The sequence below is a fragment of the Geodermatophilus sp. SYSU D00708 genome (genome assembly GCF_054050115.1).
In genome coordinates, this window is sequence record NZ_JBJGYS010000009.1 from 50285 (window position 1) to 76771 (window position 26487).

At 74.8% G+C, this 26487-nt stretch carries 28 protein-coding genes; 15 read left to right on the forward strand and 13 right to left on the reverse strand.

Annotated features, from left to right (window positions below):
* Positions 1-23 precede the first annotated feature (23 nt).
* Positions 24-695: an NUDIX hydrolase gene (locus ACI79D_RS09885; RefSeq protein ID WP_456918200.1), complete on the forward strand. Its 672-nt coding sequence runs from the start codon at positions 24-26 to the stop codon at positions 693-695.
* Between the two features lie 12 nt (positions 696-707).
* Here the strand turns inward: ACI79D_RS09885 and ACI79D_RS09890 are convergent, their stop codons facing one another.
* Positions 708-1286 (reverse strand): DUF6642 family protein, encoded by a 579-nt coding sequence (locus ACI79D_RS09890; RefSeq protein WP_456918201.1) that lies wholly within the window; start codon positions 1284-1286, stop codon positions 708-710.
* A 174-nt stretch (positions 1287-1460) separates the two neighbouring features.
* Between ACI79D_RS09890 and ACI79D_RS09895 the strand changes: the two genes are divergently transcribed.
* Both ACI79D_RS09895 and ACI79D_RS09900 read left to right on the forward strand, forming a co-directional pair.
* Positions 1461-2765 (forward strand): endonuclease/exonuclease/phosphatase family protein, encoded by a 1305-nt coding sequence (locus ACI79D_RS09895; protein ID WP_456918202.1) that lies wholly within the window; start codon positions 1461-1463, stop codon positions 2763-2765.
* Positions 2766-2922: 157 nt separating this feature from the next.
* On the forward strand, positions 2923-3582 hold the full coding sequence (locus ACI79D_RS09900; RefSeq protein WP_456918203.1) for a hypothetical protein: 660 nt from the start codon (positions 2923-2925) through the stop codon (positions 3580-3582).
* A gap of 48 nt (positions 3583-3630) precedes the next feature.
* Here the strand turns inward: ACI79D_RS09900 and ACI79D_RS09905 are convergent, their stop codons facing one another.
* Positions 3631-3843 (reverse strand): hypothetical protein, encoded by a 213-nt coding sequence (locus ACI79D_RS09905; protein ID WP_456918204.1) that lies wholly within the window; start codon positions 3841-3843, stop codon positions 3631-3633.
* Between the two features lie 384 nt (positions 3844-4227).
* Here ACI79D_RS09905 and ACI79D_RS09910 point away from each other — a divergent pair, with 384 nt between their 5' ends.
* The 4 genes from ACI79D_RS09910 (at position 4228) to ACI79D_RS09925 (ending at position 9650) form a co-directional block, all read left to right on the forward strand.
* On the forward strand, positions 4228-5889 hold the full coding sequence (locus tag ACI79D_RS09910; protein WP_456918205.1) for an NERD domain-containing protein: 1662 nt from the start codon (positions 4228-4230) through the stop codon (positions 5887-5889).
* On the forward strand, positions 5886-7181 hold the full coding sequence (locus ACI79D_RS09915) for a DUF6884 domain-containing protein (protein ID WP_456918206.1): 1296 nt from the start codon (positions 5886-5888) through the stop codon (positions 7179-7181). The genes ACI79D_RS09910 and ACI79D_RS09915 overlap by 4 nt, the downstream gene beginning before the upstream one ends.
* Positions 7178-8104, forward strand: coding sequence for a PGN_0703 family putative restriction endonuclease (locus ACI79D_RS09920; protein ID WP_456918207.1), 927 nt, complete (start codon positions 7178-7180; stop codon positions 8102-8104). Before ACI79D_RS09915 ends, ACI79D_RS09920 begins: the two co-directional genes overlap by 4 nt.
* 526 nt (positions 8105-8630) lie before the next feature.
* Positions 8631-9650 carry a DUF3048 domain-containing protein gene (locus ACI79D_RS09925; RefSeq protein WP_456918209.1) on the forward strand — a complete coding sequence of 340 codons (1020 nt, stop codon included), beginning with the start codon at positions 8631-8633 and terminating at the stop codon, positions 9648-9650.
* 205 nt (positions 9651-9855) lie between these two features.
* On the opposite strand, the gene ACI79D_RS09930 is transcribed toward ACI79D_RS09925, so the two are convergent.
* The 4 genes from ACI79D_RS09930 to ACI79D_RS09945 all read right to left on the reverse strand — a co-directional run bounded on the left by ACI79D_RS09930 (position 9856) and on the right by ACI79D_RS09945 (position 13619).
* Positions 9856-10248 carry a type II toxin-antitoxin system VapC family toxin gene (locus tag ACI79D_RS09930; RefSeq protein WP_456918211.1) on the reverse strand — a complete coding sequence of 131 codons (393 nt, stop codon included), beginning with the start codon at positions 10246-10248 and terminating at the stop codon, positions 9856-9858.
* Positions 10245-10475: a FitA-like ribbon-helix-helix domain-containing protein gene (locus ACI79D_RS09935; RefSeq protein ID WP_456918212.1), complete on the reverse strand. Its 231-nt coding sequence runs from the start codon at positions 10473-10475 to the stop codon at positions 10245-10247. The genes ACI79D_RS09930 and ACI79D_RS09935 overlap by 4 nt, the downstream gene beginning before the upstream one ends.
* A 57-nt stretch (positions 10476-10532) precedes the next feature.
* The gene (locus ACI79D_RS09940) at positions 10533-12965 is read right to left on the reverse strand and encodes a flippase-like domain-containing protein (RefSeq protein ID WP_456918213.1); all 2433 of its coding nucleotides are present in this window, start codon (positions 12963-12965) and stop codon (positions 10533-10535) included.
* A 147-nt stretch (positions 12966-13112) separates the two neighbouring features.
* Positions 13113-13619, reverse strand: a complete 507-nt coding sequence (locus tag ACI79D_RS09945; protein ID WP_456918215.1) for a cupin domain-containing protein — start codon at positions 13617-13619, stop codon at positions 13113-13115.
* 106 nt (positions 13620-13725) lie between these two features.
* On the opposite strand from ACI79D_RS09945, the gene ACI79D_RS09950 reads away from it, so the two are divergent.
* The gene (locus ACI79D_RS09950) at positions 13726-14160 is read left to right on the forward strand and encodes a ribbon-helix-helix protein, CopG family (RefSeq protein WP_456918216.1); all 435 of its coding nucleotides are present in this window, start codon (positions 13726-13728) and stop codon (positions 14158-14160) included.
* Positions 14157-14507 (forward strand): DUF5615 family PIN-like protein, encoded by a 351-nt coding sequence (locus ACI79D_RS09955; protein ID WP_456918217.1) that lies wholly within the window; start codon positions 14157-14159, stop codon positions 14505-14507. The genes ACI79D_RS09950 and ACI79D_RS09955 overlap by 4 nt, the downstream gene beginning before the upstream one ends.
* A gap of 60 nt (positions 14508-14567) precedes the next feature.
* Here the strand turns inward: ACI79D_RS09955 and ACI79D_RS09960 are convergent, their stop codons facing one another.
* Positions 14568-15203 (reverse strand): hypothetical protein, encoded by a 636-nt coding sequence (locus ACI79D_RS09960; RefSeq protein WP_456918218.1) that lies wholly within the window; start codon positions 15201-15203, stop codon positions 14568-14570.
* Positions 15204-15254: 51 nt separating this feature from the next.
* Positions 15255-16595, reverse strand: a complete 1341-nt coding sequence (locus tag ACI79D_RS09965; RefSeq protein WP_456918219.1) for an MFS transporter — start codon at positions 16593-16595, stop codon at positions 15255-15257.
* Positions 16596-16883: 288 nt separating this feature from the next.
* Between ACI79D_RS09965 and ACI79D_RS09970 the strand changes: the two genes are divergently transcribed.
* Entirely contained in the window at positions 16884-17198 is a 315-nt protein-coding gene (locus tag ACI79D_RS09970; protein WP_456918220.1) for a DUF3303 domain-containing protein, read from the forward strand.
* A 54-nt stretch (positions 17199-17252) separates the two neighbouring features.
* Here ACI79D_RS09970 and ACI79D_RS09975 read toward each other — a convergent pair whose 3' ends face one another.
* A complete protein-coding gene (locus tag ACI79D_RS09975; RefSeq protein WP_456918221.1) occupies positions 17253-17870 on the reverse strand; it encodes a hypothetical protein in 618 nt (205 codons plus the stop codon).
* Between the two features lie 158 nt (positions 17871-18028).
* On the opposite strand from ACI79D_RS09975, the gene ACI79D_RS09980 reads away from it, so the two are divergent.
* On the forward strand, positions 18029-18712 hold the full coding sequence (locus ACI79D_RS09980) for a hemerythrin domain-containing protein (RefSeq protein ID WP_456918222.1): 684 nt from the start codon (positions 18029-18031) through the stop codon (positions 18710-18712).
* Here the strand turns inward: ACI79D_RS09980 and ACI79D_RS09985 are convergent, their stop codons facing one another.
* Positions 18713-21982: a BTAD domain-containing putative transcriptional regulator gene (locus tag ACI79D_RS09985; RefSeq protein ID WP_456918223.1), complete on the reverse strand. Its 3270-nt coding sequence runs from the start codon at positions 21980-21982 to the stop codon at positions 18713-18715.
* Positions 21983-22092: 110 nt separating this feature from the next.
* Here ACI79D_RS09985 and ACI79D_RS09990 point away from each other — a divergent pair, with 110 nt between their 5' ends.
* The 4 genes from ACI79D_RS09990 to ACI79D_RS10005 all read left to right on the forward strand — a co-directional run bounded on the left by ACI79D_RS09990 (position 22093) and on the right by ACI79D_RS10005 (position 24862).
* Positions 22093-22329: a FitA-like ribbon-helix-helix domain-containing protein gene (locus ACI79D_RS09990; protein WP_456918224.1), complete on the forward strand. Its 237-nt coding sequence runs from the start codon at positions 22093-22095 to the stop codon at positions 22327-22329.
* The gene (locus tag ACI79D_RS09995) at positions 22326-22724 is read left to right on the forward strand and encodes a type II toxin-antitoxin system VapC family toxin (RefSeq protein WP_456918225.1); all 399 of its coding nucleotides are present in this window, start codon (positions 22326-22328) and stop codon (positions 22722-22724) included. Before ACI79D_RS09990 ends, ACI79D_RS09995 begins: the two co-directional genes overlap by 4 nt.
* A 111-nt stretch (positions 22725-22835) precedes the next feature.
* Positions 22836-23141, forward strand: coding sequence for a DUF3303 domain-containing protein (locus tag ACI79D_RS10000; protein ID WP_456918227.1), 306 nt, complete (start codon positions 22836-22838; stop codon positions 23139-23141).
* A gap of 53 nt (positions 23142-23194) precedes the next feature.
* The gene (locus ACI79D_RS10005; protein ID WP_456918228.1) at positions 23195-24862 is read left to right on the forward strand and encodes an FAD-dependent oxidoreductase; all 1668 of its coding nucleotides are present in this window, start codon (positions 23195-23197) and stop codon (positions 24860-24862) included.
* Positions 24863-24877: 15 nt separating this feature from the next.
* On the opposite strand, the gene ACI79D_RS10010 is transcribed toward ACI79D_RS10005, so the two are convergent.
* From ACI79D_RS10010 to ACI79D_RS10020, 3 genes are read right to left on the reverse strand one after another with little or no spacing between them, the layout of a single operon-like run.
* On the reverse strand, positions 24878-25255 hold the full coding sequence (locus ACI79D_RS10010) for a type II toxin-antitoxin system death-on-curing family toxin (RefSeq protein ID WP_456918229.1): 378 nt from the start codon (positions 25253-25255) through the stop codon (positions 24878-24880).
* Positions 25252-25455, reverse strand: a complete 204-nt coding sequence (locus tag ACI79D_RS10015) for a DUF6290 family protein (protein WP_456918230.1) — start codon at positions 25453-25455, stop codon at positions 25252-25254. Before ACI79D_RS10015 ends, ACI79D_RS10010 begins: the two co-directional genes overlap by 4 nt.
* 38 nt (positions 25456-25493) lie before the next feature.
* The gene (locus ACI79D_RS10020; protein ID WP_456918231.1) at positions 25494-26387 is read right to left on the reverse strand and encodes a carbohydrate kinase family protein; all 894 of its coding nucleotides are present in this window, start codon (positions 26385-26387) and stop codon (positions 25494-25496) included.
* Between the last annotated feature and the right edge of the window lie 100 nt (positions 26388-26487).

The window sequence follows — 26487 nt, forward strand, 5'->3', positions numbered from 1 at the left end:
GGATCTGCGCTAATGTCCACCGGGTGTACTGCGACAGCTCGGGCAAGCGCCTCATCGACTACCCGCGGCCGTCGGTCGCCGTCGACACCGCCGTCATGACCGTGCCGGACGACGACCCGCGGCTGGCCGTCGTCCTGGTGCGTCGGGCGGGGGAGGGCCGGCGCGAGGAGTGGGCGCTGCCCGGGACCTTCCTGCACGAGGGAGAGACGCTCGCGGGGGCCGTGCAGCGGTCGCTGCGGGAGAAAGCGGGCTTGACGCCGGAGGTCGCGCCGCGTCAGCTGCACGTGTTCGACGACCCGGGCCGGGACGACCGGGGGTGGGTGCTCTCCGTCGCCCACGCCGCCGCGCTGCCGTGGCGCGCGGTCGAGCCGGTGCTCGCAGCGCGGCCGGTCGACGTCGTCGTGCGGCCCGTCGAGGAGGTCCGCGGACTGCTCTTCGACCACGACGAGATCGTGGAGCGGGCTGCTGCACGTCTGCGCACGGCATACCGAGAGCGGCCCGACCCCGAGGGGTTGCTCGACGAGCCCTTCACGATGCGCGAGCTGTTCCGGCTGCACGACGCCGTGGCCGGCGGTCTGCGTTTCTCGGCGGACACCTTCCGCCGCGCGATGCTGCCGATGCTCGACGAGACGCGCCGCAGGTCGGAGGGGACGGTCGGCAAGCCGGCGCAGCTCTACCTCCGTTGTCGCACCTGAGACGCGAATCCGTCAACAGGTGCGCGGAGACACCCAGGACGCGGTCGCCAGCCGCAGGCCGAGCCCGTCGACGAAGTGCGGATGCCGCTTGCAGAGGCGGGTGTGGAGCTTGCGGATGTCCACGCTGTCCAGCAGTTCGGGCAGGAGGGTGAAGTCGAAGGCGGCTGACTCCGCCCAGTCGACCGACTTGGTGTAGCCCGCGATCGCATGGGCGCCGGTGGTCCTCACGAACTCCTGCAGTTCGTCGTCCGAAGCGGCCAAGGTGCCGCACGACCCGAAGTAGACGACCCGGCCACCGAGCCGTCCCGGGGCAAGCTCGGCGATGTCCGTCAGCGTGAGGGGCTCGCCGGCGAGGTCCAGTAGTCCGGGGCGGCCGTGGTAGGCGAGGTAGGCGAGAGGGAAGGCGTCGTAACGACGCGTCGCCCACTTCGAGAAGAAGTACTCGAACTCGCCCCTGGTGACGGCGTTGCGGTGGACGAGCCGGGTACGCCGCATCGTCGTCAGCATGTCCAGTCCTGGGCGGACGCTCAGCTTGTCGGCGAGGTTGTCCTCCCACTCGCCTTCGAGACAGAAGATGCCATGGGTTGCCATGCGGTCAGGATGAGCAGTCCCTCCGGCATCTCCGTCGACGCGCGGCCGGAATGAGACGGTTGCGTCTCGTGAGGGCGACGAGGCGACCGGGGTCGGCTCGACGGCTCGCCTCCCCGGGGCGCCCGTGAGCGGTGCGAGGGTCTAGGAGCGACCGTCAGACCACCGAGGAGCACCGTGCGCATCGGCACCTGGAACCTGAAGCTCTGCCCCACCGCGACCTCGGAGAGGGGGCAGGCCATCGCCGCCTGGATGGATGCTCAGGACGTCGACATCTGGCTGCTCACCGAGGTGCGCGGGGATTGGGATCCGCGTGGCGGGCGCCTCGTCGTCGCTCCACCGCGCGGGATCGACAAGAAGGAGAAGCGCTGGGCCGGCATCGAGACCGCGACCCCGCTCCGCGAACTCCGCACGGTCGGCAGTGCGGAGCACGCGGGGGAGGAGGGACTCGTCCTGGCGCGCCTGGCGCTGGGGGCGTCGTCCGTTCTCGTGGCCTGCTCCGTCCTCCCGTGGCGGGGCGCCGGCGAGTACTGGCCCGGGCTGCCGTCCGGGCAGGCCGCGCAGTTCCGCTACGTCCTCGACCACCACGTCGCGCGGATCGCGGCCGAGCGGCTGCCAGGTGAGCCGCTGATCTGGGGTGGCGACTTCAACCAGCCGCTGACCCGACCGTTCTGGGGTGCCACCGCGGACGGCGCGACCGCGCTGCGCGCGGCATTCGATGGGCTCGGTCTCATCGCGCTGACCGAGCAGGCACAGCACCTCAACCCTGAGGCGTATGCGATCGACCACCTGGCAGTCAGCCCCGACCTGGCCGTGGAGCCGGTGGCCGAGGTCCACCGTCCCGGATGGGACGGCGGGCAGCTGAGCGACCACGCGGCGTACACCGCCGAGCTGCGGACGCCGGCACCGTCCTCGCCGGCCTCCGAGGTGTCGACGCCCGGGACCTGGCGGCGCAGCGACGGCCGACGCGTCGACTTCTCCGATGCCAAGGCGGCCTGGAGCGAAGCGGCGCGGGAGGTCCTGATCGAGGCGGCCCGCCGCTACGGCGCCTACGTGACCTACGGGGAGCTGGCCGAGCGGCTCTTCGACGAGACCGGCATCGAGACCCGCATGCAGCTCGGGAACTGGATCGGCAAGGTCCTCGGAGTCGTCGCCCAGGACTGCCACCGCCGTGGCGAGCCGCACCTGACGGCGCTCTGTGTCCGGACCACCGAGGAGGTGGGCCCGGGGTACGCCTACGTCATCGAGCTCGCTGGGGAACCGATGCCCGAAGACTTGGACGTGCATGCCGCCGAGGCCCGACTGGCGTGCTACCGCCACTTCGGGGCCGACCTCCCCGCCGATGGTGGTCGCCCGACGCTCACGCGCAGAGTGGCTGCGGAACGGGAGCGTCAGGCGCGCCGGCAGCCGCGACCCGTCGCTGTGTGCAGCACCTGCTTTCTCCAGCTGCCCAGCACCGGGCGCTGCGACAGCTGCGGGTGACGCGGGGAAAGGTGCCGCCAAGGACTCCTGACGCGAGTTCGTGCCAGCAATGGACCGAAACGACCGTCGGCGCCAGCGGGTCTCCGACTTCTGTCGGTGGCGCCTGCCAACATCCGCGCCCGGCCGTCACGGGGACGGCCGGCGAGACGGGAGCGGCATGGCTGAATCGGTCGGCGTCCAGGTGGGGCGGGTCTGCCCAAAGTGCGGGCGGGAGGACTCGGTCCCGCTGCTGTGGGGCCTGCCTGCCGTCGAGGACATGCGGCTCGCCGAGCGGGGGCTGGTCGCGCTCGGTGGCTGCATGTTGCCGGAGGACGAGCCCGCCTTCACCTGCCGATCGTGCGGGCTCGACTGGGGACGCGAGGAGGACCCGACCACCGACGAGCAGGCGTTGGCCGATCTGCTCGGCGTCCGCCACGCCGACGTGGTCCGCGCGCTCGGTCGGGGCTGGCGGCGGGAGACGGCCGACGGCGACCTGGTGCAGTGGTTCGTCAGCGGTGAGCCGGCGCAGGTCGCGGTCGGCGTCGAGGGCCCCTGGTTGGTACTGGCCCGTCCGCTGACCCGCTGGGGTGAGCGAACGGAGCTGCAGCCGGCCGACCGGCTCCAGTTGAGCCGCGACGACCTGCTCTGGACCCCGGAGGTCGTCGCCGAGGCGGCGGAGGCCATCGCCGCGCGCCGACGCCGCTCGTTCCGCTGGTGCCGTTCCTGCCGCCGGGCTCACGCCCCCGAGTGGTTCGTCGGCGCCGCAGGGACCTGCCGGGAGTGCGCGTCGGTCCTCGACGGCCTCGACGCGGAACACCGCCGGACCCCGATGCCGTAGCCGCAGCGGCGAGGCTTGGCTGTTCAGCGCCGGGCAGAGGTGACCTGCTCAGTCGGGCAGCCGTCGACGGCGCCGTCGGGCCGCCCAGGCGCTGACGATCGCGACGTTCACGCCGGCCACCACTGCGTACAGCCAGGGCAGGTGGAGGTCGAACCGGTTGCTGACCTTGACCGCGACGATTGCCAGAGCGAAGACGCCCAGGAGGACCCAGGCCAGTTCACCTCGACCGTGGGTCGCGGGTCGGTTCTCGCCAGTGCTCACAGGTCTGCCTCTTCCAAGCGGGGGTCGGCTGGAGCACTCCGGCCACCACGGTCGGAGGTGCTGGTGCCTGACCCAGCGTGGGGTCGAGCGCGAGCAGGAACGAGGGAGGCAGCCCGAACGCCGCCGAGGCGGACCCCCGTCCTGGGACGGGTGTGGCCCCTTCGCGCCCGGCGATGCCGGGGGAGCCGGTTCAGGACCGATGCGAGGAGAACCCGAGGGGGCTCTGGGACGAGTGAGGCGGTTGCGGACGGCGTCCGTCCGAAACGCCCGTGTTCCGTCCGACTCCGTGTCATCGTCCGTCGGACGCAGCGCCGGATGGAACACGGGCCGGCGCGGCCGAGAGCACGGAGGAGTCGTCGTGACCGTTGACGCGGAGGTGCGACCGTGACGGCGCGGGTCTTCCCCGACGAGCCCCAGTTCGCCTCGTCGTCCGAGCAGCTGTTCGTCCGGACGCTGCAGGAGCAGCTGCCCGACGACGCCGTCCTCTTCTGCAACGTGCGCTTCAGCGACCGCGGTGAGGACCGCGAGGCCGACCTGATCGTCGCCTGGCCGGGTGTGGGCGTTGCCGTCGTCGAGGTCAAGGGCGGCAGCGTGTCCCTGGATCGTGGGGTGTGGCGTCAGGTCGGGGACGGCGTCGACCGCGACATCCACCCGGTCGACCAGGCCACCGCCTGCAAGTACCTGCTCGGCGACTACCTCGCCGAGCACCCGCGCTGGACCGCGGGTCGGCCCCGCCTGACGCACCTCGTCGCCTTGCCGGCGACCACGCTGCCGGCCGCCTTTCGCGCACCGGGTCTCGCCCGGTGGATGGCAATCGACAAGACCGACGTGCCGCACGCGGCCGCCCGCATCCGCGCGGCGCTGCAGCAGGTGCGCGACGAGCCGGACGCGCCCACTGCCGAGGACGTCGAGGACCTCGTCGACTGCCTCGCCGGGACGGCGATCCCGCAGCAGCACCTGGTGGCCTGGCTCGTCGAGCGGGAGGCCGCCTGTGACCTGCTGACCCGTGACCAGGCGAAGGTCCTGGACATGCTGGCCGCGTTCTCGCGGGTCGAGATCCGGGGTGGCGCCGGCTCCGGCAAGACGTGGCTCGCGGTCGAGAAGGCCCGCCGGCTCGCCGCCGAGGGCAAGCGGGTGGCGCTCATGTGCTACTCGCGAGGGCTCGCGGAGTTCCTGAAGCGCCGGGTCGAGGGCCTGCCCAAGCGGCAGCGCCCGGACTACGTCGGGACCTTCCACAACCTCGGCATCGGGTGGGGCGTCCCGGCCGGTTCGGACGACGACAGCGGCTACTGGGAGCAGTTCCTGCCGGCGCGCATGGTCTCGCTGGCCGCCGACCTCCCGCTCGAGCGGCGCTTCGACGCGATCGTCATCGACGAGGGCCAGGACTTCGCCGACAGCTGGTGGGACGCCGTGCTGGCGGCCCTGCGGGATCCCGAGCGCGGGGCGCTGTACGTCTTCGCCGACGAGGGGCAGCGGGTCTTCGCCCGGCAGGGGCGACCCTCGGTCGACCTGATACCGATCCCGCTCACCGAGAACCTGCGCAACACCAAGCAGATCGCCGGCACCTTCTCCAGCCTGGCGCCCGAGCAGATGCGCATCCGGGGCCTGCCCGGCGTGCCGGTGCGCTTCGTCCCGTGCTCCTCCGACGACGCCGTCGACGTGGCCGACAGCGTGGCCAGCGCGCTGCTCGAGGAGGAGGACTGGCCGCCGGAGGCGGTCGCGTTGCTGACCACCCACCGGCGGCACCCGGTCCAGGTGGAGCGGCAGAGCGCGGGCCAGGACGCCTACTGGGCCACCTACTGGGAGGACGACGACCTCTTCTACGGGCACGTCCTCGGCTTCAAGGGCCTCGAGCGGCCGGCCGTCGTCCTCGCCGTCAACGGCTTTCGCGACGAGGCCCGCGCCCGGGAGATGCTCTACGTCGGCCTGTCCCGAGCCCGCGACCTGCTCGTCGTCTGCGGCGACCTGGAACTGATCCGTCGCGTGGGTGGGGAGGCCGTCGCCCGGCGGCTCACCGAGGCGGCTCCGGGGGATGGGCGAGGATGACCCGGGGATCGGACACGATCTGGGATCTGGTGCGGCAGGCATCGGAGGCGCTGCCCGAGCCGTTCAGCCGGGCGTCGCTCCTCAACTGGGTGGCCCGGCACCGGCCCGACGTCCAGGAGTCGTCCGTGGCCGCCCACATCCAGGCAGCCACGGCCAACGCGAGGAACACGCACAGTGTGTTCGCGAGCCGCACACCGCTGCTGACCCGCGTCGGCCACGGCGAGTACCGGCGTTACCGGCCGACCTCGGACACGCGCCCGACAGCACGGCCTCCCGCGCCGGCCGCGGCGGCTCCTCCCACCGCCTCCACGCGGACGGCTGACGTCGTCCTGGTGGGCTGCTCGAGCTCCAAGGCGCCGACGGCGCGACCGGCCGCCGAGCTCTTCACCGGCACCGCGTTCACCAAGGCACGCGACCTGGTCGACCCGAGCGGCGCACCCTGGTACCTGCTCAGCGCCAAGTACGGCCTGCTGGACCCGACCGAGGTCGTGGCGCCGTATGACGTCTACCTCGCGGACCAGTCATCCCAGTACCGGTCCGCGTGGGGGAGTTGGGTGGTCGCTCAGCTCGGCGCTCGACACGACCTCCGAGGTGCAGTCGTCGAGGTCCACGCAGGCCGGGCGTACACCGAACCCCTGACGGCGCGCCTCCACTCTGCGGGCGCCACGCTGGTCGAGCCACTGGCTGGACTACGACAGGGCGAGCGGCTCGCCTGGTACGGGGGCCGAGCGCACCGGCCGGGGACCACGCCTGCCCCGGCGGTCGTCGACGCCTCGGACCTGCTCGACGACCGGAACGCCCTGTCCCCGGCGGACTTCCTGGTCCGGGGACGCAGAGCCAGCGACCGGCCGGGGCTCTACAGCTGGTGGGTCGACACCGCGGGTGCGCACGAGCTGTCCGCCGGTCTGGCCCATCGGGTCGCGCCCGGGCTCGTCTACGCCGGTCGTGCCGGAGGCGTGCGCACGAACGGGTCGACCTCCACCAACACACTCTGGGGCCGCGTCGGCGAAATGCACCTCGGCGGCAACCGCTCCTTCTCCACCTTCCGGCTCACCCTCGCGGCCTGTCTCTCGGCGGCCGAGAGACGGGTCGTGTCCGAGGCCGAGCTGACCGACTGGATGCACGCCCACCTCCGCGTCGCCGTCCTGCCGCTGGCCGTCGATGCCGTGAGCGCGGCCGAGGAGCAGCTCCTGCAGCGGGCGGATCCGCCGCTGAACCTGAGCGGCGTGGAGCGCACGCCGTTGCGACAGACCCTCAGCCGGCTGCGGTCGGCGCTCAAGGAGACGGCATGACCACCGGCGACATCACTCGCGTCCCCTCGGACGACGCGGTCACCCGCCGCGAGCGACGCCGGCAGTCGGACTACCGCGAACACGTCCTCGGCCTGCCGGCGGGGCGGCGCGGCACCCGCGAGCTCGGCAACTACCTCCTGCGCGAGCACTGGCGGCACAACTTCCTGAGTCAGGAAGCCGCCGACTACGCCGAGAGGCGGGCGGTCGCGGTGCATCGCGAGGGGGGACAGCTGGAGGAGACCCGGCTGTTCACCAACATGCTCAGCTCCATGCCGCTGGCGTTCAGCGTCTTCGGCCACCTGCGGGCCCATCGCGACGCCGCCGCCCGTGTCCTGAGCGAGCTGCTCGAGGTCGACATCGCCGCGCTGGTGCCCGTTCAGGTCGGCACGCGGACCATCGACGGCATCGAGTGCGAGTGGGCGCCGGAGCGCCGCGAGCACCTCGATGACCGGTCCGCCTTCGACGCCGTCGTCGCCGCCCGCCTGGCGGACGGCCGCAGCCTGCTCGTCGCGGTGGAGACCAAGTACGTCGACAGCTTCAGTCGCGACCCCGAGAACGCTCGAGCGGACGAGAAGTACGGGCGAGCCTGCCGGGAGTTCGGCATGGCGGAGGGCGCCTTCGAACGGCTCGGCCGCTACCCGACGCGACAGCTGCTGCGCAACGTGCTGCTGACCGAGAGCGTCCGCCGCGGCGGGACGACGGGTGGCCCGCTGTTCGACGAGGCGATCACGGTCGTCCTGGCCCGGGACGACGACAGATCGGCGCGTGCCGCGGTCGATGCGCTGGACGCCGACCGCGGTGCCATGCCGACGACTGTTCGCTTCGTCGGTCACGGGGAGCTTGCGTCGGCGGCTGCCCGGCTGCCAGAGCTGGCTGGGTGGAGCGAGGACTTCCGGCGCCGCTACCTCAGGTCTGACCCGTGACTCGAGCGCAGCGTCAGTAGCGCGAGCTCACGCACTGACCAGGCGTTCCCGCGGAAACGTCAGCAAGACTGAGGGGCTCGACCGGGTTCCTGCGGGAACGTCCCGGCGGCCGAGAGGGTGATCCGCCCCGGCGGGCGATGGTGGTGCCGGCCTCGGCCAGGGCCACAGCATTCCGGCGATCGCCCGGGCTGGCAGCCGCTGACGAGGACACCGTCCCGGGAGGTGATCCATCGACGACGTCGGGAGTCGGCGCCCGGCTTCCCGCGGAGTCATGGTGCCGTGCTCGGCGAGGCGTGCCGATACAGGAAGGGCACCGCCTCGCCGAGCCAGGAGCCCCGACGTGCCCAGGTCCACCGCGCCCCGGTCCCGCTCCGGGGCGAGCAGGGGCGCCCGCAGCGCGAAGGGCCCCCGGTCCGCGAAGGGCTCCCGCACCGCGAAGGGCTCCCGATCCACGAAGGGCGCCCCAGCCGGGAAGAGGACGGCGAAGGGCCGCCGCCGGTCGAGGTCCGGGCGTGGTCGTCGAGCGGTGCTGCTCGTGGTGCTGGTGGCCGCCGGCGTGGTCGCCTGGCCGGCACTCCAGCAGCGCCTGTCCGCGCTGCCGTTCGTCGGGTCCGTCGTCGCCGCGCTCGCGCCGCCGTCCGCGCCCGCCTGGCCGCTGACCGGCGTCCCGGTCGACGCGGTCGCCGACCGCCCGGCGCTCGCGGTGAAGATCGAGAACTCCGTCGACGCCCGCCCGCAGACCGGTCTCACCGCCGCGGACATGGTCTGGGAGCAGGTCGTCGAGGGCGGGATCACCCGGTTCGTCGCCGTCTACCACTCCGACCTCCCGCCCGAGATCGGCCCGGTGCGATCGATCCGCCCGATGGACCCCGCGATCGCCGCGCCGCTGGGCGGCCTGCTCGCGTTCTCCGGTGGCGTCCAGACCTACGTCGGCGCCGCCCAGGACGCCGGGCTGCAGGTCATCCGCCAGGACTCCGGGGCCGCCGGCTTCTCCCGGACGGCGACCCGCGTGGCGCCGCACAACGTCTACGCGGTGCCGCAGACCCTCGTCGACCAAGCCGACGCCGCCCACCGCGCGGCACCAGGCGCCCAGTTCGATCACCCAGCGGCCGGCGAACGACCCACCGCCGTCGCCGCAGGGCGACCGACGACCAGTCTGGAGCTCACGCTGTCCGGGATCAGCCACCCCCGGTGGTCCTGGAACCCGGCGGACGGTCGTTGGCTGCGCAGCGAGGGGAGCACCCCGGCGGTCGAGGCGGACGGCCGGCGGCTCGGGGCCACGAACGTCGTCGTCCTGCGCGTCGACGTCGTCGCGACCGAGGCCCGGGACCCGGCAGGGAACCCCGTCCCGGAGACCATCCTGACCGGCACCGGCCGGGCACTCGTCGCCTCCGGCGGGCACGCGGTCGAGGCCACCTGGTCCAAGCCGGCGACCGGCGACCGGGTGAGGCTGACCGGAGCGGACGGCGCCCCGGTGACGCTGGCGCCCGGGACCACCTGGGTCGAGCTGGTCCCCAACAGCACCGGCGCCATCGCCACCGGTTGACCGCCGAGGGGCGACGAGTGGGACGGGCATCCCGCCGGCTGGGCGTTCCGCGGCTGACGACGGGCTGGATCGCGACCACCAGATGTACGTGTTCGTACATGTTCGACCTGAGCGGGAGCAGCGTCTCCGAGGCGCGTAGGCACCTGGCCGCCGTCGATCAGGCGCGCGACCCGTCGCCGGTCTACCTGAGCCGCCGCGACCGGCCTCAGCCGATCACGGACACCGGGCACCGCACGCCGGGTGCGCGGGACAGCCGGCGGTCACCGGTCACGAGCGGCGCCGCCAGGAGCTCCGCCAGGGCGACGTAGACCCCGTCGTAGGCGGTGACCGAGTCGCGCAGCTGGAGTGCCCGGTCCAGCAGCAGGTCGTGACCGTGCCGGGCGATCAGCAGCTCCTGCAGGGCCGCGACGGCGCCGTGCGCGGCCGCAGCGCTCAGCCGGCCGCGCAGCACGTGGCGACGGACGGCGGAGAGCACCTCGACGTCGAGGAGGTGCGGGGCATGGGCCTCGTCCCCGAGCATCACCTCCCGGGCGCTCTCCCCGCCGGAGCCCGAGTCGAGCAGGGCCGCGACGACGGTCGATGCGTCGACGACGATCACCGGCTGTCGCGGTCGGCCCGGATGTCCTCGACCACCTCGTCCATGGGCAGCGGGATCCGCACTGACGCCGACCGGGCGAAGACCTCGGCCGCTGGCGAGCGTTCGGCCACCCGCCGCAGTTCGCGCAGCACGTAGTCCGACAGCGACACGCCAGCGGCCGCCGCGCGACGGCGGAGTTCTGCGTGCAGGTCGTCCGGCACGTTACGGACCTGCAGCATCTTGCTCACCGGACGAGGTTACATGCGATTCGCATGCTGGCTGCGTTCTGACGCCGGGTCAGCCGGTCAGACGAACTCCGACCTGCGGAGCCAGACGAAGGCCGCCCAGCCCGGCAGGATCGGCAACCAGAACGTCGCGATCCGGTAGAGGAACACGGCCGGGACGGCGATCGTGTGGTCCATCCCGGCGGCCACCAGCCCCGCGATCAGCGCGACCTCCACGGCACCGAGGCCGCCCGGCGTGGGAGCCGCGGCCCCCACCGCGGCGCCGACGAGGTAGACCGCGCCCACGGTGGCGAGGCCCAGGTCCCCGCCGAACGCCCGCGTGGACAGGTACAGGCAGACCAGGTAGCCGAGGGTGATCACCGCGGAGCCGCCCAGCAGCAGCGCGACCTTCCCCGGCCTGCGCAGGGCGTGTCCGACGCCGTCCACCGATCGGCGCAGCACCGGGACCAACCGGCTCGCCAGCCGTCGCCGGACCGTCGGCCAGGCGAGCATGAGACCCGCCAGGACGAGCACGACGAGGGCACCCCAGAGGAAGACCTGCGGGTCCGGCAGCCGGAGCGAGCGGAACGCCGACCGGCCGGCCCAGATGGCGAACACCACCATCAGGAAGACGTGGACGACCGAGCCCGCCACGTAGTCCAGGCCGACCGCGGAGGTGGCGACAGCCGGGTCGACGCCGCTCCGCTGCAGGTAGCGCACCTGCAGGGCCATGCCGCCGAGACCGGCCGGTGCGAGCTTGGAGGCGAACGACGAGGCGAGCTGCGCGACGAACGTGGGCAGCGCGCGCAGCCGAGCGGGGACGGCGCCGGCCAGGCTCAGCGCGGCGCCTCCGTAGGTCAGCGCGGACATCGCCAGGATGGCCGGCGCCCAGGCCCAGTCGGCCTCGCGGACGCGGTCGACCATGCCGGGCACGTCGCCGAACTGGGGTGCGAGCAGGTAGGTGGCCACGACCAGCAGGACGACGGTCACCACCGTCTTGGGGTGGACGCGTTCCAGGTCGACGAGCCGGGGCGCCGGGACCCCGCACCGCTCGGACACCGTCGCGCGCAGCTGACCGACGAGCTCCTTGCGGGAGTGCAGGGCGTCCCGCGTGGCGCCGCTGAACGAGTTGGGCTGCAGCCGGGGCAGCGCCGCGGCCACCGCCTCAGGACCGAGCTCGGCGATCGCGGCGTCGACGGCGGGGTCCACCCCGGCCTGCAGGGCCAGAGCGACGAGGAGCTGGGCGACGTCCGCGTCGAGGAGGGCGCCCTCCGCCGCGACCTCGCTGAACCCCCAGTCGATGAGCCACGGAGAGCCGTCGCGGTCGAGCAGGACGTTGGCGCGGCGCAGGTCGCGGTGGGCGACGGAGTGCCGCCGCAGCACGGCCACCTGAGCCCAGATCCCGTGCAGCACCGGCGTCGTCAGGGCGTCGTCCGGGAGCCGGTCGAGGGTGGTGCCGTCGACGAGGTCGTAGGACAGCAGGAACGAGTCGCGCCCCACCGACGCGATCGTCCGCAGTCGCGGCGTCCGCGCGCCGGCGTCCCGGGCGAGCAGCGACACCAGCGCCTCGTGCTCGACGGTGCGGCGCAGCGAGGAGAACGGACGCTCGTCGCCGACGTTCTTCAGCCGCAGGAACCGCCAGGCGCGGAACAGCAGGTCGGCCGCCCGGTTGTCCGCGCCCATCACCTTGGCGAAGACGGAACTGCCGTCCTGCAGGGTGGCGACGTAGGGGACCGATCCACGGGCGTCGACCGAGGCCGGCTGCAGGTGCGCCACGGGCAGGCCACCGCCGGTCAGTGCGGCGGCGACCGCGCCCGCGGTCGGCCGGCTGCTGGCACGGCCGAGCAGCAGGAGCGTCCCGGACCCCGCGAGGCTCCCGGTGAGGAGCGCGAGCACCAGCGCGGCGGGGGAGGCGACCGGCACCAGCAGCCGCAGCAGCACGACCACTGCCAGCAGCACCGCCCCGGCCCGCCGCCACCGCCGGGACACGAACGGCGCGAGGACGACGAACGCGGCCGCGGCCACAGCGAGGCCGTCCACGGTCAACGCGCCGTCTCCACCACCGCCTCGCCCGACGTCGGTGTCGCCCCGGTCGACCACCCACTCGGCGCCGCGCAGGAGAGCCACCGAGAGCACGCCGCTGACCAGGAGGTGGCCGAACAGCCGGTGGGAGCGGGTCACCAGCGGGGCGACCCACGCCGCGGTGACGCCCGCCAGGACCAGCACGGACGCCGTCCCCAGCAGGAGCTGTCCGACGGTCGGCGTCAGGAACGACAGCCGCCGGGCGAGGTCGTCGTCCAGCGAGGCGGCGGCCCCGCGCGACCACCGGGCGAGGGCGAGGACCGCCAGGGTGACGACGGCGAACACGACGGTGCGCAGGACGTCACTGGGGGACCGTTCGTAGCCGGTGACCTCCTCCGCGGTGTGGTCGCCCGCCACCGGGCCGGGAGTGCTCGCCTGCGCCGGCGGGGCGACCGCTGCGCCGGGACGCGCCGTCCGTCCGGTCCGCGTCATGCCGACCACCTCCTCGGCCGTGTCCCCGAGCTCACGGCGCGGGAGGTGGCCGGCCGGGTCGACGGGTGCGGCGGGCACCGAGGGTAGGGGCGGACCGGCACCGGCGGAGCGCGATCGGACGCAGCGCGGCCGCCGCGGTCCGCGGGGTCAGAACGTCAGGCCGTGGCGCTCGACGATGCGCTGCGTCCCCTCAGGGTCGGCATCGCAGTGGTACGGGGCTGCCATCTCGGCGAGCTGCTCCGGCGTCGGGGGCTCGGGCAGACCGCCGAGCCAGCGGAAGAACTTCTCGAGCCCCGCGGGGGAGATGAGCTCGAGCACCGCCGCCGGCTCATCGCCCGCGTTCCAGAAGGTGTGCCACTGGTCCCGCGGCTTGAAGACCAGGTCACCGGGGCCGGCGACCACCTCGTCCTCCCCGAGGACCGCGCCGATGTGGCCCGAGAGCACGAAGGTGTACTCGTCCTCCCGGTGGTGGCGGTGCAGCGGGGCGGCCAGCGCCCTGGGCGCGAACAGGTGCTGGACGAGGGCGAACCGGCCGCCGGCATCCTCACCGTCGATCATGAACCGGTCGCGGACCCCGGCGGGGTCCCCCATCACCACGCCGTCCGTGGCCTTGAGGACGCGCGGTGCGGACTGGGCAGCTGACCGGTCGTCCATCGTCGTCTCCTCGACGGAGTGCGGGCGAGCACGGTACTACCGCGAGGCGTCGCCCATGGAGGCCCGGAGTCCCGCACAGTGACCATCCGCCGACTACGGTGTAGTCATGGCGACGCCGCGGTCGGTCCGACTGTCCGACGACGTCCTGCGCCGGCTCTCCGACCTCGCCGGGCGGCGCGGGGCGTCGGTCTCGTCGACGATCGAGCGTCTGCTCGACGAGGCGCTGCGGCGCGAGGCCCATCCGGGCGTCACGTTCCGCGACGGTCCCAGCGGACGGCGGGCCGGCCTGGTGAACGGTCCGGACGTCGACGAGGTCGTCCGGACGCTCCGCACGGTCCAGGCGGACCACCACGAAGACCCCGTGCCCGTGGTCGCCGAGACGACCTCGCTGACGGAGTCGCAGGTGCGTGTCGCCGTCGCGTACTACGCCGACCACCGCGCGGAGGTCGACGCGAGGATCGCTGCGAACGAGCGGGCCGCCGAAGAGCTGGAGGCAGCCTGGCGCCGGCAGCAGGAGATCCTGGCCGGACCCGAGCGGTGAGGCTGCTGCTCGACGAGATGTACCCGGGTCGGCTCGCCGAGCAGTTGCGTGCGGACGGACACGACGTCGTCGCCGTCGTCGAGCTGCCGGACCTGGTCGGACGGGAGGACGCCGAAGTGGTTCGGTGGGCGCGCGAGGACGGCCGCGCGGTCGTCACCGAGAACATCGTCGACTACGCACACCTGGCTCCGGGGGACCACGCCGGGCTGCTGCTGGTCAACGCCCGCCGCTGGCCCCGCTCCCCGAGCGGCCTGCCGCGGCTCGGGGCGGCACTCCACGCCTGGTTGGTGGCGCACGCCGACGAGGATGCGCAGCGGGACGAGACCGGCCTCGTCGAGTGGCTGTGAGTCGTATCCGCAGGAACGGGCACCACTCACGCAGCGCGCCGTACGGAGGCCGATCCGCGCTCAGGCGCTCACCTCCTCGTGGGTGTTCACCCCGGGGATGCGCCGCACCGACCCCCAGCCGAACCGCGCCCACACCACCAGCAGCGCCGCCCCGACGAGCGAGCCCAGGGTGTCGCGGAACAGGTCGCCGTTGGTGTCGTCGTTGTCCTCCGACAGGTCCGTCCCGAACCAGACGTCGGACCGCCACTCGAACAGCTCCCACAGCGCCCCGACGGAGATGCCCAGGGCGAGGGTGACGACCCCGATGCCGATGTAGTGCTGCAGGTGCGTCTCGTCGCGCGGATCAGGGACGACGTCCGCCCGGGCCAGCGCGATGTAGACGACCGGGGCCGTGAGCATCGGCAGGGTGAAGTGCACCAGGTCGTCGAAGCGGACGAACTGGTCGTACAGGCCGAGCGTCTCGCCGAACCCCTGCAGCGCCATGCCGAGCGTCAACGACAGGTCGTAGAGCCGCGGCAGGTTCAGCAGCCGCGCGACCAGCGTGATGCCGCCCAGCGCGGCCAGCAGCGCCGCCGACCCCCAGTCCCCGGCGACCGCGTAGACGACGGCTCCGCCCAGGATGACCAGCCGGAGGACGTCGATGCCGTCCCGGATGATCGGCGTCCAGTCGCCCAGCAGCAGCGTCCGCGCATCCACGTCGCTCCCGTACCCACCGCCCCGGGGACGACGACAGCCGCGCGCGACTCGTCAGGAGACCGCGAGCAGGCGCAGGTCCTGCGCGGCCCGCCGCACGTTGACGCGGGCGGCGAGCCCGACCGGCTGCAGGCGCGCGTTCGCCCAGGTCACCATCGCCGGGCGGGGGAGGCCCGGCAGCGGAGGACGGCGCACCGAGACCGGGTCGCCACCGAGCGAGCGCACCAGCACCGCGGCGACGACCGCGGCCAGGGAGACCGTGCTGAGCGCAGCGGCCAGCCCGGTCACCTCGGCCAGGAACCCGAGCAGCGGCGGACCGCCCAGCAGGCCGCTGTATCCGACGGTCGAGGCCAGCGCCACGCCCCCGGCCCCACCGAGAGCGCCGGCGCGGCCGATGGCCAGCGGGAACACGTTGGCCAGGCCGAGCCCGACGAGCACGAACCCGGCCAGCGCGACGGTCACCGAGCCCGACCAGGCGGCGAGCAGCATGCCGAGCGCGGCCAGCAGGGCCCCGCCGACCAGCAGCCGCCCCTCGCCGAACTGCACCACGAGCGAGCTGCCGACCAGGCGGCCACAGGCCATGGCCAGCGAGAACCCGGCGTAGCCGGCGGCGGCCAGGACCGGCGTCGCGCCCAGGTCCTCCCGCAGGAAGAGCGCGCCCCAGTCGGTGAGCGCCCCCTCGCCGTAGGCGGTGCACCCGGCGACCGCGCCGAGCACGACGAGGACGGCCGTCGGGACGCCACGGCGGTCGGCCCCCTCGTCCGTGGCGACGGAGGCGACGGCCCGCGGCGCGGCCTCGTCGGCGCGGGCCAGCGTCGGACCGATCCAGGCGAGCAGTCCCAGCCCGGCCACGGTGACCCCGACCAGGTGCGGCACGACGCCGACCGACGCAGCCACCAGCCCGCCGACCAGGGCACCGACCAGACCACCGAAGCTGAACCCGGCGTGCAACGAGGACAGCAGCGGCCGCGGCCACCGGGCCTCCACCTGCACCCCGAGGCTGTTGGCCGCCACGTTCACCGCGCCGGTCGCGGCGCCGAAGACGAGCAGCGCTCCGCACAGCTGCGGCACCGACGTCGCCGTCGCCGGGAGGGCGACCGCCAGGCTGACCAGCACCGCGGCACCCAGGGCGACCCGCCCGGGGCCGAGGCGGGCGCTCAGCGCCCCGGTCAGCTGCATGCAGGCGAGCGCGCCGAGCGACATGCACAGGACGGCGATCCCCAGTGCGCTGTGCGAGGCGCCGACCCGGGCGCTGACGTCGGGGATGCGGACGGCCCAGGTGCCGAAGACGAAGCCGTCCATCGCGAAGAGGACGGCGACGGCGACGCGCAGCTGCTGCAACGCGGCCGGGACGGCGGGTGTGGACGTGCGGGCACGGTCGAGGAGAGAGCTCACGCCGGGTTCCTTCCGGGGTGGGGCGCGCCACTGACGAGAGGCCCCACACTGGGGCGGGCGCGCCGGCCGTCTCGGGACGGCTCGACGAGGGACGAGGCGAGCACTTCCTCGGGCTCCATCTCCACGGTGCCACCGCGCGGGCCTCCTCGCGTGACCGACGCGCCCCGGTGGGCCATGACGTGCGCGACACCCCGGGCGCCCGTCCACGGGTCGCCCGCGTCGTCGTCGTCCCCCTTGTGCGCCCGCCCGGCACCTCGGGAACCTCGGGGCGTCCGAGGGGAGAGCGACATGAAGTACGTCGTCACCTGGCGGGAACGGCCCACCGGCTCGGCCTCCGAGTACGAGGCGGCGCAGAAGCGGATCCTCGACGTCTTCTCGCAGTGGGAGATGCCGACGAGCCTGACCTTCCACCAGTTCGTCGTCCGCGTCGGTGAGTTCGGCGGGTACGCCGTGATCGAGACCGACGTGCCGGCCGACCTGCAGTACCTGACGACCGTCTACGCCGGGTTCGCCTTCACCGTCGAACCCGTGCTCGACGTCATGGACGCCGTCGCCGCCGAGAACCGCGCGATCCAGTGGCGCGACGCCCTGCCGAACCGCTGACGGCGCAGCGCCCCGGTCCCGCGAGGCAGCGGGACCGGGGCGCGTCGGGCGACTTCAGGGCCGGCGGCTCAGCCACCCGGCGGCGGCGATGCCCAGGCCGAACACGACGGTGCCCGGGATGATCCCCCAGCCCTCCACCGGCAGGGCGCCGGCGAGCACCCCGCCGACCGGCAGGGCGAGCAGCGAGAGGGCCACCGGCACGGGCAGCAGCCGGGAGCGCAGCGCCCCGACGGCGATCAGCAGCGGGCCGAGCAGCGTGGCGGTACCGGCCAACCCCGAGAACCACAGGGTCGCCTCCTCGATCGCGGCGAACCCGTGGTGCATCGCCGGGGCGACGTAGGCCTCCGTGTAGCCCCCGATCGGCATCAGGACCAGCCCGACCCACAGCACCGCCAGCCCGATCGTGGCCACCCGCGAGCCGCGCAAGCGAGCAGCCAGCGCGCCGGCCCCGGCTGCCATCAGCAGCGCACCGGCGCTGAAGACGACGTGCGCGGCCACCCACGTCGCCGCGGAGTGGGCCGCCTCGCTGTGCTCCATCGGGTGCAGGGCGTTGCCGACGGCGAACAGCACGCCCCCGGCGGTGACGGCCAGCCCGCGCAGGGCCAGCGGCGGGCGGTGGTCGGCGACGGCGGCGGCCGGGGAGGTCGGAGCGGGCAGGGCGGTGGCGGTCATGGCGTGTCCTCGTGAGGAGTCGGAGTCCGGGGAACCCGGTCGGCGAGAACCGTGGCCCGCCGTGCTGACCGCTGACTTGCAGCCGCGCTGCAAGCGGCCGGTAAGCGGACCGCGTGAGCGTCTCCGGCGACGGCCCCACCCACCCGAGGAGATCTGCGATGACCCGCTCCGACGCCATCCGCGTCCACCCCCGCACCGACGCCGACCCGGTCCCCGACGTCATGGGCATGCGGCTGGCGCACCGCGCGATGCTGCGCGACGCCAACCGGCTCACCGACCTCGCCCAGCGGCTGGCCGCCGAGCCGACGGCGGACGGGAAGCGCGCCGACGCCGTCGCCCGCTACGTCCGCGACTTCGCCGACTCGGTGCACCACCACCACAGCGTCGAGGACGGGGTGCTCTGGCCCGTGCTCGCCGCCTCGGCCGGCCCGCACATCGACCTCACCGAGCTCTCCGACGACCACGCCGCCCTCGACCCCGCCCTGCACCGGCTGCGGGCCACCGCCGACGCCTTCCGCGCCCGCCCCGGCGAGGACACCGCCACCGCCCTCGCCGTCGAGCTCGCCGAGCTGCGCGACACCCTCACCGAGCACATCAGCGACGAGGAGGCCTCGGTCTTCCCGGTGATCGAGCGGTACGTGTCGGTCGCCGACTGGGCCGCGGTCGAGGCCCGCATCCGCAAGCGCGCCAAGCTCTCCTTCGAGGCTCCCCGGGTGCTCGCCGTGGCCACCGACGCCGAGCGCGCCACGATCGAGGCCGACGGCGGGCTGGCCCTCAGGGTTCTCCTCGCGGTGCTCATCCCGCCGTTCCGCCGCCGCGAGCGCGCCGTGTTCGGGAGCTAGTCAGACGCCGACGGCGGCCAGCTGCGCGGCCAGCTCCGCCCGCACCCGCTCGGCACCGCGCCGGGCGGCGGCCGCGGCGCCGGCGTCCCCGAGGGCGTCGGCGACCGCGGCCAGCGCGTCGTCCACCGGGCCGACGACGAGCGTGCCGGAGTCCAGGCCGGCGATCCGCCCCGCCCACGGCAGCAGCTCCTCGCGGACCTGCCGGGCGACGGCCAGGTCGCCCAGCCGCGCGGCGGCGTGCGCGCGCAGCGTCGTGGAGGCCAGCCAGTAGTAGTCGCGGCTGATCGGCCGGCGCACCGCCCAGGCCGCGCGGGCGTCCTCCGCCCGCCCGGCGTCGAGCAGCCCGAGGACGACGGCGTCGGTGAGCGCCCCGGGCATCGCCGCGTGCAGCCACTCCAGCTCGGGCACCACCGGGGTGAGGTCGCCGCGGGCGAAGCCGGCCGCGAACCGGCCGACCAGCGCCATCAGCCCGCCGTTCATCGCGCCGGTCTCGACCAGGTGCGCGGCCACCTGCTCGTAGCGCGCCCGCCCCTCGTCGTACCGGCCGGCCAGCACGAGCAACGCGCCGGAGAAGATGTGCAGCGCGCCGAGCACGTGGCCCAGCTGGCCGACGTCGGCGAGCGCGACCGCGGTGTCGACGTGCCGCCGGGCCGCGACCAGGTCGGTCCGCGCCGACGCCGCGAGGAACAGCAGCCAGTGCGCCACCGCCCGGTGGTCGGTCATCCCTGCCGCGGTCGCCACCGCGCGCAGCTCCTCGGCCAGCGGCTCCCGGACCGCGGCCAGGTGCGGGCCCAGCGCCGCGTACGCCCGCACGTTGAGCGCCGCGCACAGCAGCCGGGCGGCGTCCGGACCGGTCGCCGCGCGGGCCAGGCGCAACGCCTCCGCGCTGGCGGTGTCGGTGCGCTCGTCGTCGACGCCCTCCACCTCCCGCACCAGCGCGACCAGCAGCCGGCAGCGCACGTCGCCGGGCAGGTCGTCGCCGGCGGGGGTCTCCAGCAGCTCCAGCAGCGGGTCGAGAAGCTCGGGGTCCTGCGCCCCGTCGTCGCGGACGGTCCACACCAGCGGTGCGTCCCACGCGGCCAGCGCGGCGACCAGCAGGTCACGCCGGCCCAGCCGCCGGGCGGTCCGGACGGCGTCCCGCTGCTGGGCGCGGGCGGCGACGACGTCCCCGGCGCGGGCGTGCGCGGGGATCGCGGCCAGCAGCACGTCGAGCTCCTCGGCCGACCCGCGCCGGCCGGCCATCTCCAGCAGCCGCAGCGCCGAGGCCCACTGCCGCGCCTCCTCCGCCGCCGCGCCCAGCCGACCGGCCTCCCGCGCCGCCGCGGCGACGTAGGGGACGGCGTCGGCGGCGGTGCGCGGCCCGGCCCCGGCGACCGCGTGGTGGGCCAGCGTCGCGGCGTCCACCCCGTCGGACTCCCGGAGCACGGCGAGCGCCGCGGCGTGCACCCGGCCGCGGCGCAGCAGCGGGGTGTCCTCGTAGAGCACGTCGCGCACCAGCGCGTGGGTGAACCGCACCCGCCCGGGGACCGGCTCGTCGAGCAGCCCGGCCAGCACCGCGGTCTCCAGCGCGTCGAGCAGCTCGTCGACGTCCCGCCCGGCCACCGCCGCCAGCACGTCGACGTCGGCCTCCCGGCCCAGCACCGCCGCCTGGCGCAGCGCGGTCACTGCCGGGCCGGGCAGCCGCTCGGCCCGGCGGCGCAGCACGTCGCGCAGCCCGGCCGGCACGGCGGTCCGCGCGGCGCCTCGGCCCTCGGCGACCAGCAACCGGGTCAGCTCGCGGACGTAGAGCGGGTTGCCGTCGGTGCGCTCGCGCAGCAGCGTCAGCTCCGCTGGCCCGGCGTCCTCGAGCCCGGACTGCCGCGCCAGGACGGCGACGCCCTCGTCGTCCAGCCCGCGCAGCTCGAGGTGCCGCGCCCCGGCCGAGGTCAGCGCCGCGCGGGTGGCCGCGAGCGCCTCCCCGGTCTCGGCGTCGCGGTAGGTGGCCAGCACCAGCAGCGGCTCCCCGGCGAGGGAGTCCACGACGGAGCGCAGCAGCTGCAGGGTCAGCTCGTCGGCGCGGTGCACGTCGTCGAGCACGACCAGCAGCGGCTGCTCGGCGGCGGCCGCGCGCAGCAGGTCGGCGACCGCGCGGGCCCGCCAGAAGGCGGTGCCCTCCTCCAGCGGAGCGGCGCCCAGCGCCCGGGTGATCTCCGTCCACGGCCAGGCCGGAGGAGCGCCGTCCACCTCCGGGCAGCGGCCCTCGGCCACCTGCCAGCCGTCCTCGCGCAGCCGGGCCGCGGCGGCCTCGACCAGCGTGGTCTTGCCCGCGCCGGCCTCGCCGGCGATCCACACCACCCGCGCGCCCTCGGCGGCGAGGTCCAGCAGCTGTCGCAGCTCTGCGGCCCGGGCCGACGGGGGCGCCGGGGGAGCGGGGGCGGGTGTCGCCGGGAGCGCGACGGGCGGGGCGGGCAGGTCCAGGGCCGGCTCCTGCCCGAGGACGGCGGCCTCCAGCTCGCGCAGCCGGGGGCCGGGGTCGACGCCGAGTTCGTCGGCCAGGTGCTCGCGGGCGCGGCGCAGCACGGTGAGCGCGTCGCCCTGCCGGCCGCTGCGGTACAGCGCCAGGGCGAGCAGCCGCACGGCCTCCTCCCGGGCGGGGGAGTCGTGCAGGTGGCGCTCCAGCTCCGGGACGACGGTCGCCGCCCGCCCGAGCGCCAGGTCGGCGTCGGCGCGGAGTTCGACGGCGACCAGCCGCAGCTCCTCCAGCCGCGCGATCTCGGGTGCGGCCCAGGAGGCGTCGGCCGACCCGGCGTAGGCGGGGCCCGACCAGCAGGCCAGCGCCCGCTCCAGCAGCTCCCGGCGGGCGGGGACGTCGTCGGTGGCGGAGGCGCGGGCGACGAGGTCCTCGAACAGCCAGGCGTCCACGGCCTCGCGTGGCAGTTGCAGGCGGTACCCGGGCGCGGCACTGACGAGCACCGTCGCACCGCTCCGCTGGCCGCCGGCGGGCTCCAGTGCGCGGCGCAGCCGGGAGACGTGGACCTGGAGGGAGGCCAGCGCCTTGGGCGGCGGCTCGCCGTCCCAGAGGTCCTCGACCAGCCGGTCGGCGGAGACCACGTGCCCGCCGGCGAGCACCAGCCGGGCGAGCACCGACCGCTGCCGCGGACCGCCCAGCGCCGCCGGCTGCCCGGCGACCGTGGCCTGCACGGGGCCCAGCACGGACACCGCGACCGGCGGGACGTCGACGTCGACCGGCGGGACCTCGACCGGCGGGACCTCGGGCAGGGCGGCATCCATGGCGCGCAGAACCTAGCCGAACCCGACCCCGATGCCGGAATGCGCCGGACCGCTCGCATGGTGACGATTAGCGACATGCATAGTGCTGTCGACGCTGCTAATCTGCATGCGTGCCGATCTCGATGACCATCCGCGACGTCCCGGACGAGACGCGCGACGAGCTCGCTGCGCGTGCGGCCCGTGCCGGTCAGTCGCTGCAGGAGTACGTCCGGGCCCAGTTGACCGAGCTGGCCAGACGGCCCAGCCCCGACCTCCTGTGGGACCGGGTGCAACACCGCGTACAGGCGACCGGCACCCGGCTGTCGGCGGCGGAGATCCTCGACCTGCGCGACCACGACCGCGCGTGACCATCGTCGTCGACTCCTCGGCGGTGGTCGCCGCGCTCGTGGACGACGGCTCGGACGGCTCGTGGGCGCGCGCCGGTCTGCGTACGAACGCCCTGGCCGCGCCGGCTCACCTGTACGTCGAGGTGTCGAACGTGCTCCGGCGCGCGGTCCTCGCCCGGCGTCTGGGACGAGATGCGGCGGCACTGGCGCACCGCGACCTCGTGGGCCTGCCTCTCACGATCTTCCCGTTCGAGCCGCTGGGCGACCGCGTGTGGGAGCTGCACCCCACCGTCACCGCCTACGACGCCGCCTTCGTCGCGCTCGCCGAGGAGCTGGCCGCGCCGCTGTGGACCCTCGACCGCAGGCTCGCCGACGCGTCGGGGCCCCGGTGCACGTTCCGGACCCCCGACGAGTGAGCCGCTGAGCATCCATCGGCTGAACGTCTGGCCAACCGTCGCCGTCTCGCTTGCGCCGCCGCTCTGCGCGAGGGACCGTGCCCCTCCGGAACGTACGAGGGGGAGCACGCAATGAAGTACGTCGTCACCTGGCAGGAGCGGCCGGCGGGGTCGTTCGCGGAGTACGAGGCCGCGCACGCGCGCATCCTCGACGTCCTCGAGAGCCGGGAGATGCCGGGGAGCCTCACGGTCCGCGAGTCGGTGGTCCGCCTGGGCGACCTCGGCGGCTACGTGGTCGTCGAGGCCGAGGACCCGGCCGACCTCCAGGTCCTCACCGCGGCCTGCGCGCCGTTCAACTCGACGGTCGCCCCGGTCGAGGACGCCGTCGCGAACGAGTCGCGCGCTGTCGAGATGGCCGAGGCGCTGCTCGACGCGTGACAGGGCCCTAGGTACCTGGTGCCCGGATCGCGCCCGCTCCTACGGTCCCGGGCATGTCGGCCCCGGGTGCGCCCCTGCTGGTCGCCGTCGACGACGACCCCGACCTGCTTCGCGACGTCGAGCGCGAGCTGCGCAACCGGTACGCCTCCGACTACCGCGTCTGCTGCCTGAGCTCGTCGGACGAGGCCCGCCGCACCCTCGACGAGCTCGCCGCCGCCGGCGAGGAGGTCGCCCTGGTCCTCGCCGGCGACCAGCTCGCCGGCGCCCCTGGCACGGACCTGCTGGCCGGCGTGCCGAGCCTGTTCCCGCACGCCCAGCGCGCCCTGCTCCTCCCGTGGGCCCACGTCGGCGACCCGGCCGCCGGCGACGCGGTCTTCGAGGCCATCGCCCGCGGCCGCGCCGACCAGTACCTGGTGCGCCCGGCCCCGCCGCCCGACGAGCAGTTCCACCAGGCGGTCTCCAGCTTCCTGCTGCGCTGGGCCGAGGCCCGCCGCCGCGCGCCGCACACGATCGACGTCGTCGGCGAGAGCTGGGACGGCCGGGCGTACGAGCTGCGCGAGGTCCTCGGGCGCTGCGCGCTGCCGCACCGCTTCTGCCTGGCCGGTTCCCCGGCGGGCCGCGCCATCCTGGCCGACGCGGGTCTGGAGCGCAGGCTCCCGCTCGTGCGGATGCCGGACGGGCACGTCATGGAGGACCCCTCCGACATGGACATCGCCCGGTCGGCGGGGGTGACCATCGACCCGGCCGGGGACGAGTACGACCTGGTGATCGTCGGCTGCGGGCCGGCCGGCCTGTCCGCCGCCGTCTACGGCGCCTCGGAGGGCCTGCGCACCGTCGTCATCGACTCGGGCAGCATCGGCGGCCAGGCCACGGCGAGCTCGTCGATCCGCAACTACCTCGGCTTCCCGCGCGGCCTCAGCGGCGCGGACCTGGCCCGCCGCGCCTACGAGCAGGCGTGGGTCTTCGGCGCGCGGTTCGCCTTCATGCAGCAGGTCACCCACCTGGCGCGGGAGGACCGCGACGTCGTCCTGACGCTGCACACCGGCGGGGTGGTCGTCGCGAGGGCGGTCGTCCTCGCGATGGGCGCCAGTTACCGCCGCCTCGGCGTCGAGCCCCTCGAGGAGCTGCGGGGGGCCGGCGTCTACTACGGCGCCGCGGCCGCCGAGGCGCCGATGGTGGCGGGGGAGGAGGTCTACATCGTCGGGGGCGCGAACTCCGCCGGGCAGGCCGCCCTCCACCTGGCGCACTACGCCAAGCGGGTCACGCTCGTCGTGCGGGCCGCGTCGCTGGCCGCCGGGATGTCGCACTACCTCGTCCGGCAGGTCGAGGAGACCGCGAACATCGACGTCCGGATCGACGCCGAGGTCGTCGGCGGCGGGGGCGACGGCCGGCTGGCGCACCTGGTGCTGCGCGACCGCGGGACCGGGGAGCAGGAGACGGTCGACGCCTGCGCCCTGTTCCTGATGATCGGCGCCCGGCCTCACACCGAGTGGCTGCCGCCGACGGTCGAGCGGGACGGCGACGGCTTCGTCGTGACCGGGTCCGAGCTCAGCGCCGAGGCGGTCCGGGCGCTCGGTCACCGCCCCCAGGCGCTGGAGACCAGCGTGCACGGGGTGCTTGCGGCCGGGGACGTCCGGCACGGGTCGGTCAAACGGGTGGCCTCGGCCGTGGGCGAGGGCGGGATCGCGATCCAGCAGGTGCACCGACTGCTCGCCACCTGAGCCGGTGGAGTGACGTCAGCTCTCCGCAGCCGTGCCCGCTCCGAGCCGCTCGGCGATCGGCTCGACGTCGTCGAGGTCTCCCACGGCGACCGCCATCACGAGGTCGTATGCCTCCTCGTTCGACAGGGTCAGCCGGAACCCGTTGACGCCGTAGAGCGCGATGGTCGCGGCCAGCGCGAGCCTCTTGTTCCCGTCGATCAGCGGCTGGGTCCGGGCGAGCGAGTGCAGCAGCGCCGCGGCCTTGTCGTGGATCGACGGATAGGCCTCCTCGCCGAACGCCGTGGAGCGCGGTCTGGCCGCGGCGGCGGCCAGCAGGCCGACGTCCCGCACCTGGACCTCACCGAGCGTCCGCCGCGCGACGTGCAGGAGGTCCTCGAGGTCGAGGTGGATCACTGACCCAGCCGCTCCAGGGCTTCGGCGTAGCGGGGCAACTCCTCGTCGAGCACGCGATCCAGCAGTTCCCGCTTGCTGTTCCGCTCGATGTAGTCCCGGACCGCCTGCCGGGCGACCTCCTGCATCGAGCGCCCCTCGAGCTCGGCGCGACGGCGCAGCGCTTCGGTCTCCTGCTCGTCGAGCCGCAGGGTCATCGCCATGACGTCGATGGTGTCACAGGTGATACCACCGGGCACTGTCAGGACGGCGGTTGGGCGCCCACCACCCCCGCGACCGCGGCAGCCGCCTCGTGCCCCGTCCGGACGGTGTCGAGGACACCTGCCCCGGCGCGCCAGCCGGCCAGCACCCCGGCGGCGAAGGCGTCCCCGCAGCCGGTGGTGTCCCGCAGTGCCGGGACCGGCGGCACCGGCACCTCCGCGGCACCGGACCGCGTCAGCACCCGCGTCGGCCGCGCTCCGGCGTGCACCAGCACCAGCCCCGGCGTCCACCCCGGCAGGCCGCCGTCCACGCCCAGCACCGCGGCCTCGTCCGCGTCGGCGAACAGCACGTCGGGCCGGAGCCCGGCCAGCAGGTCGGCGTAGCGGCCCCCGCCGAACCGCCGGACCCGCGCCGCGGCCGCCGCGTCCACGCTGACCGGCACGCCGGCCTCGTGCGCCAGCGACGCCGCAGCCCGCAGCGCGTCCGGGAAACGCAGCAGGTCGTAGCCGTCGAGGTGGACGACGGCGGCGTCGGCCACCTCCTCCGCGCGGACGTCGGCCGGCGAGAGGCCGCCCTCCCCGCGGTCGGCCAGCAGCGTCCGCTCGCCGTCCGGGGAGACCAGCACCGTGGTCAGCGGTGTCCGGCCGCGGCGCACCACCGCGACCTCGACCCCGCGGCCGGCCAGCGCGGCGAGCAGCCCGTCGGCCACCGGGTCGGCACCGGCCCAGCCGGCCAGCCGCGCCGGCACGCCCAGCCGGGCGAGGTTCGCCGTCACGTTGGCCGGTGCGCCCCCGGCCGTCGTCGTCCGCACGACCCGCTGCTGCCCGCCGACGACCAGCGGCTCGGAGAGCTCCAGCACCTGGTCGGCCACCAGCTTGCCCAGCGCCACGACCAGGCCGGCGCCGGCGGGGCGGGGCCAGCGGGGTGCGTCCACGGGGAGAGGGTGCCCGAAGCCGTTCGCGGGGAGGTCCCGGCGACGACCGCATCGTGGGACCCTCGGTGTCCCGAGGGGTACCCCGCGCTCCGCCGCCGAG

What these genes read in the sequence shown, in the direction of transcription:
- ACI79D_RS09890 (WP_456918201.1), bottom strand. Translation starts at nt 1,286, where the DNA reads ATGGCAACCCATGGCATCTTCTGTCTCGAAGGCGAGTGGGAGGACAAC.
- ACI79D_RS09900 (WP_456918203.1), top strand. Translation starts at nt 2,923, where the DNA reads ATGGCTGAATCGGTCGGCGTCCAGGTGGGGCGGGTCTGCCCAAAGTGC.
- ACI79D_RS09915 (WP_456918206.1), top strand. Translation starts at nt 5,886, where the DNA reads ATGACCCGGGGATCGGACACGATCTGGGATCTGGTGCGGCAGGCATCG.
- ACI79D_RS09920 (WP_456918207.1), top strand. Translation starts at nt 7,178, where the DNA reads ATGACCACCGGCGACATCACTCGCGTCCCCTCGGACGACGCGGTCACC.
- ACI79D_RS09940 (WP_456918213.1), bottom strand. Translation starts at nt 12,965, where the DNA reads ATGACGCGGACCGGACGGACGGCGCGTCCCGGCGCAGCGGTCGCCCCG.
- ACI79D_RS09945 (WP_456918215.1), bottom strand. Translation starts at nt 13,619, where the DNA reads ATGGACGACCGGTCAGCTGCCCAGTCCGCACCGCGCGTCCTCAAGGCC.
- ACI79D_RS09950 (WP_456918216.1), top strand. Translation starts at nt 13,726, where the DNA reads ATGGCGACGCCGCGGTCGGTCCGACTGTCCGACGACGTCCTGCGCCGG.
- ACI79D_RS09970 (WP_456918220.1), top strand. Translation starts at nt 16,884, where the DNA reads ATGAAGTACGTCGTCACCTGGCGGGAACGGCCCACCGGCTCGGCCTCC.
- ACI79D_RS09975 (WP_456918221.1), bottom strand. Translation starts at nt 17,870, where the DNA reads ATGACCGCCACCGCCCTGCCCGCTCCGACCTCCCCGGCCGCCGCCGTC.
- ACI79D_RS09980 (WP_456918222.1), top strand. Translation starts at nt 18,029, where the DNA reads ATGACCCGCTCCGACGCCATCCGCGTCCACCCCCGCACCGACGCCGAC.
- ACI79D_RS09985 (WP_456918223.1), bottom strand. Translation starts at nt 21,982, where the DNA reads ATGGATGCCGCCCTGCCCGAGGTCCCGCCGGTCGAGGTCCCGCCGGTC.
- ACI79D_RS10000 (WP_456918227.1), top strand. Translation starts at nt 22,836, where the DNA reads ATGAAGTACGTCGTCACCTGGCAGGAGCGGCCGGCGGGGTCGTTCGCG.
- ACI79D_RS10005 (WP_456918228.1), top strand. Translation starts at nt 23,195, where the DNA reads ATGTCGGCCCCGGGTGCGCCCCTGCTGGTCGCCGTCGACGACGACCCC.
- ACI79D_RS10015 (WP_456918230.1), bottom strand. Translation starts at nt 25,455, where the DNA reads ATGGCGATGACCCTGCGGCTCGACGAGCAGGAGACCGAAGCGCTGCGC.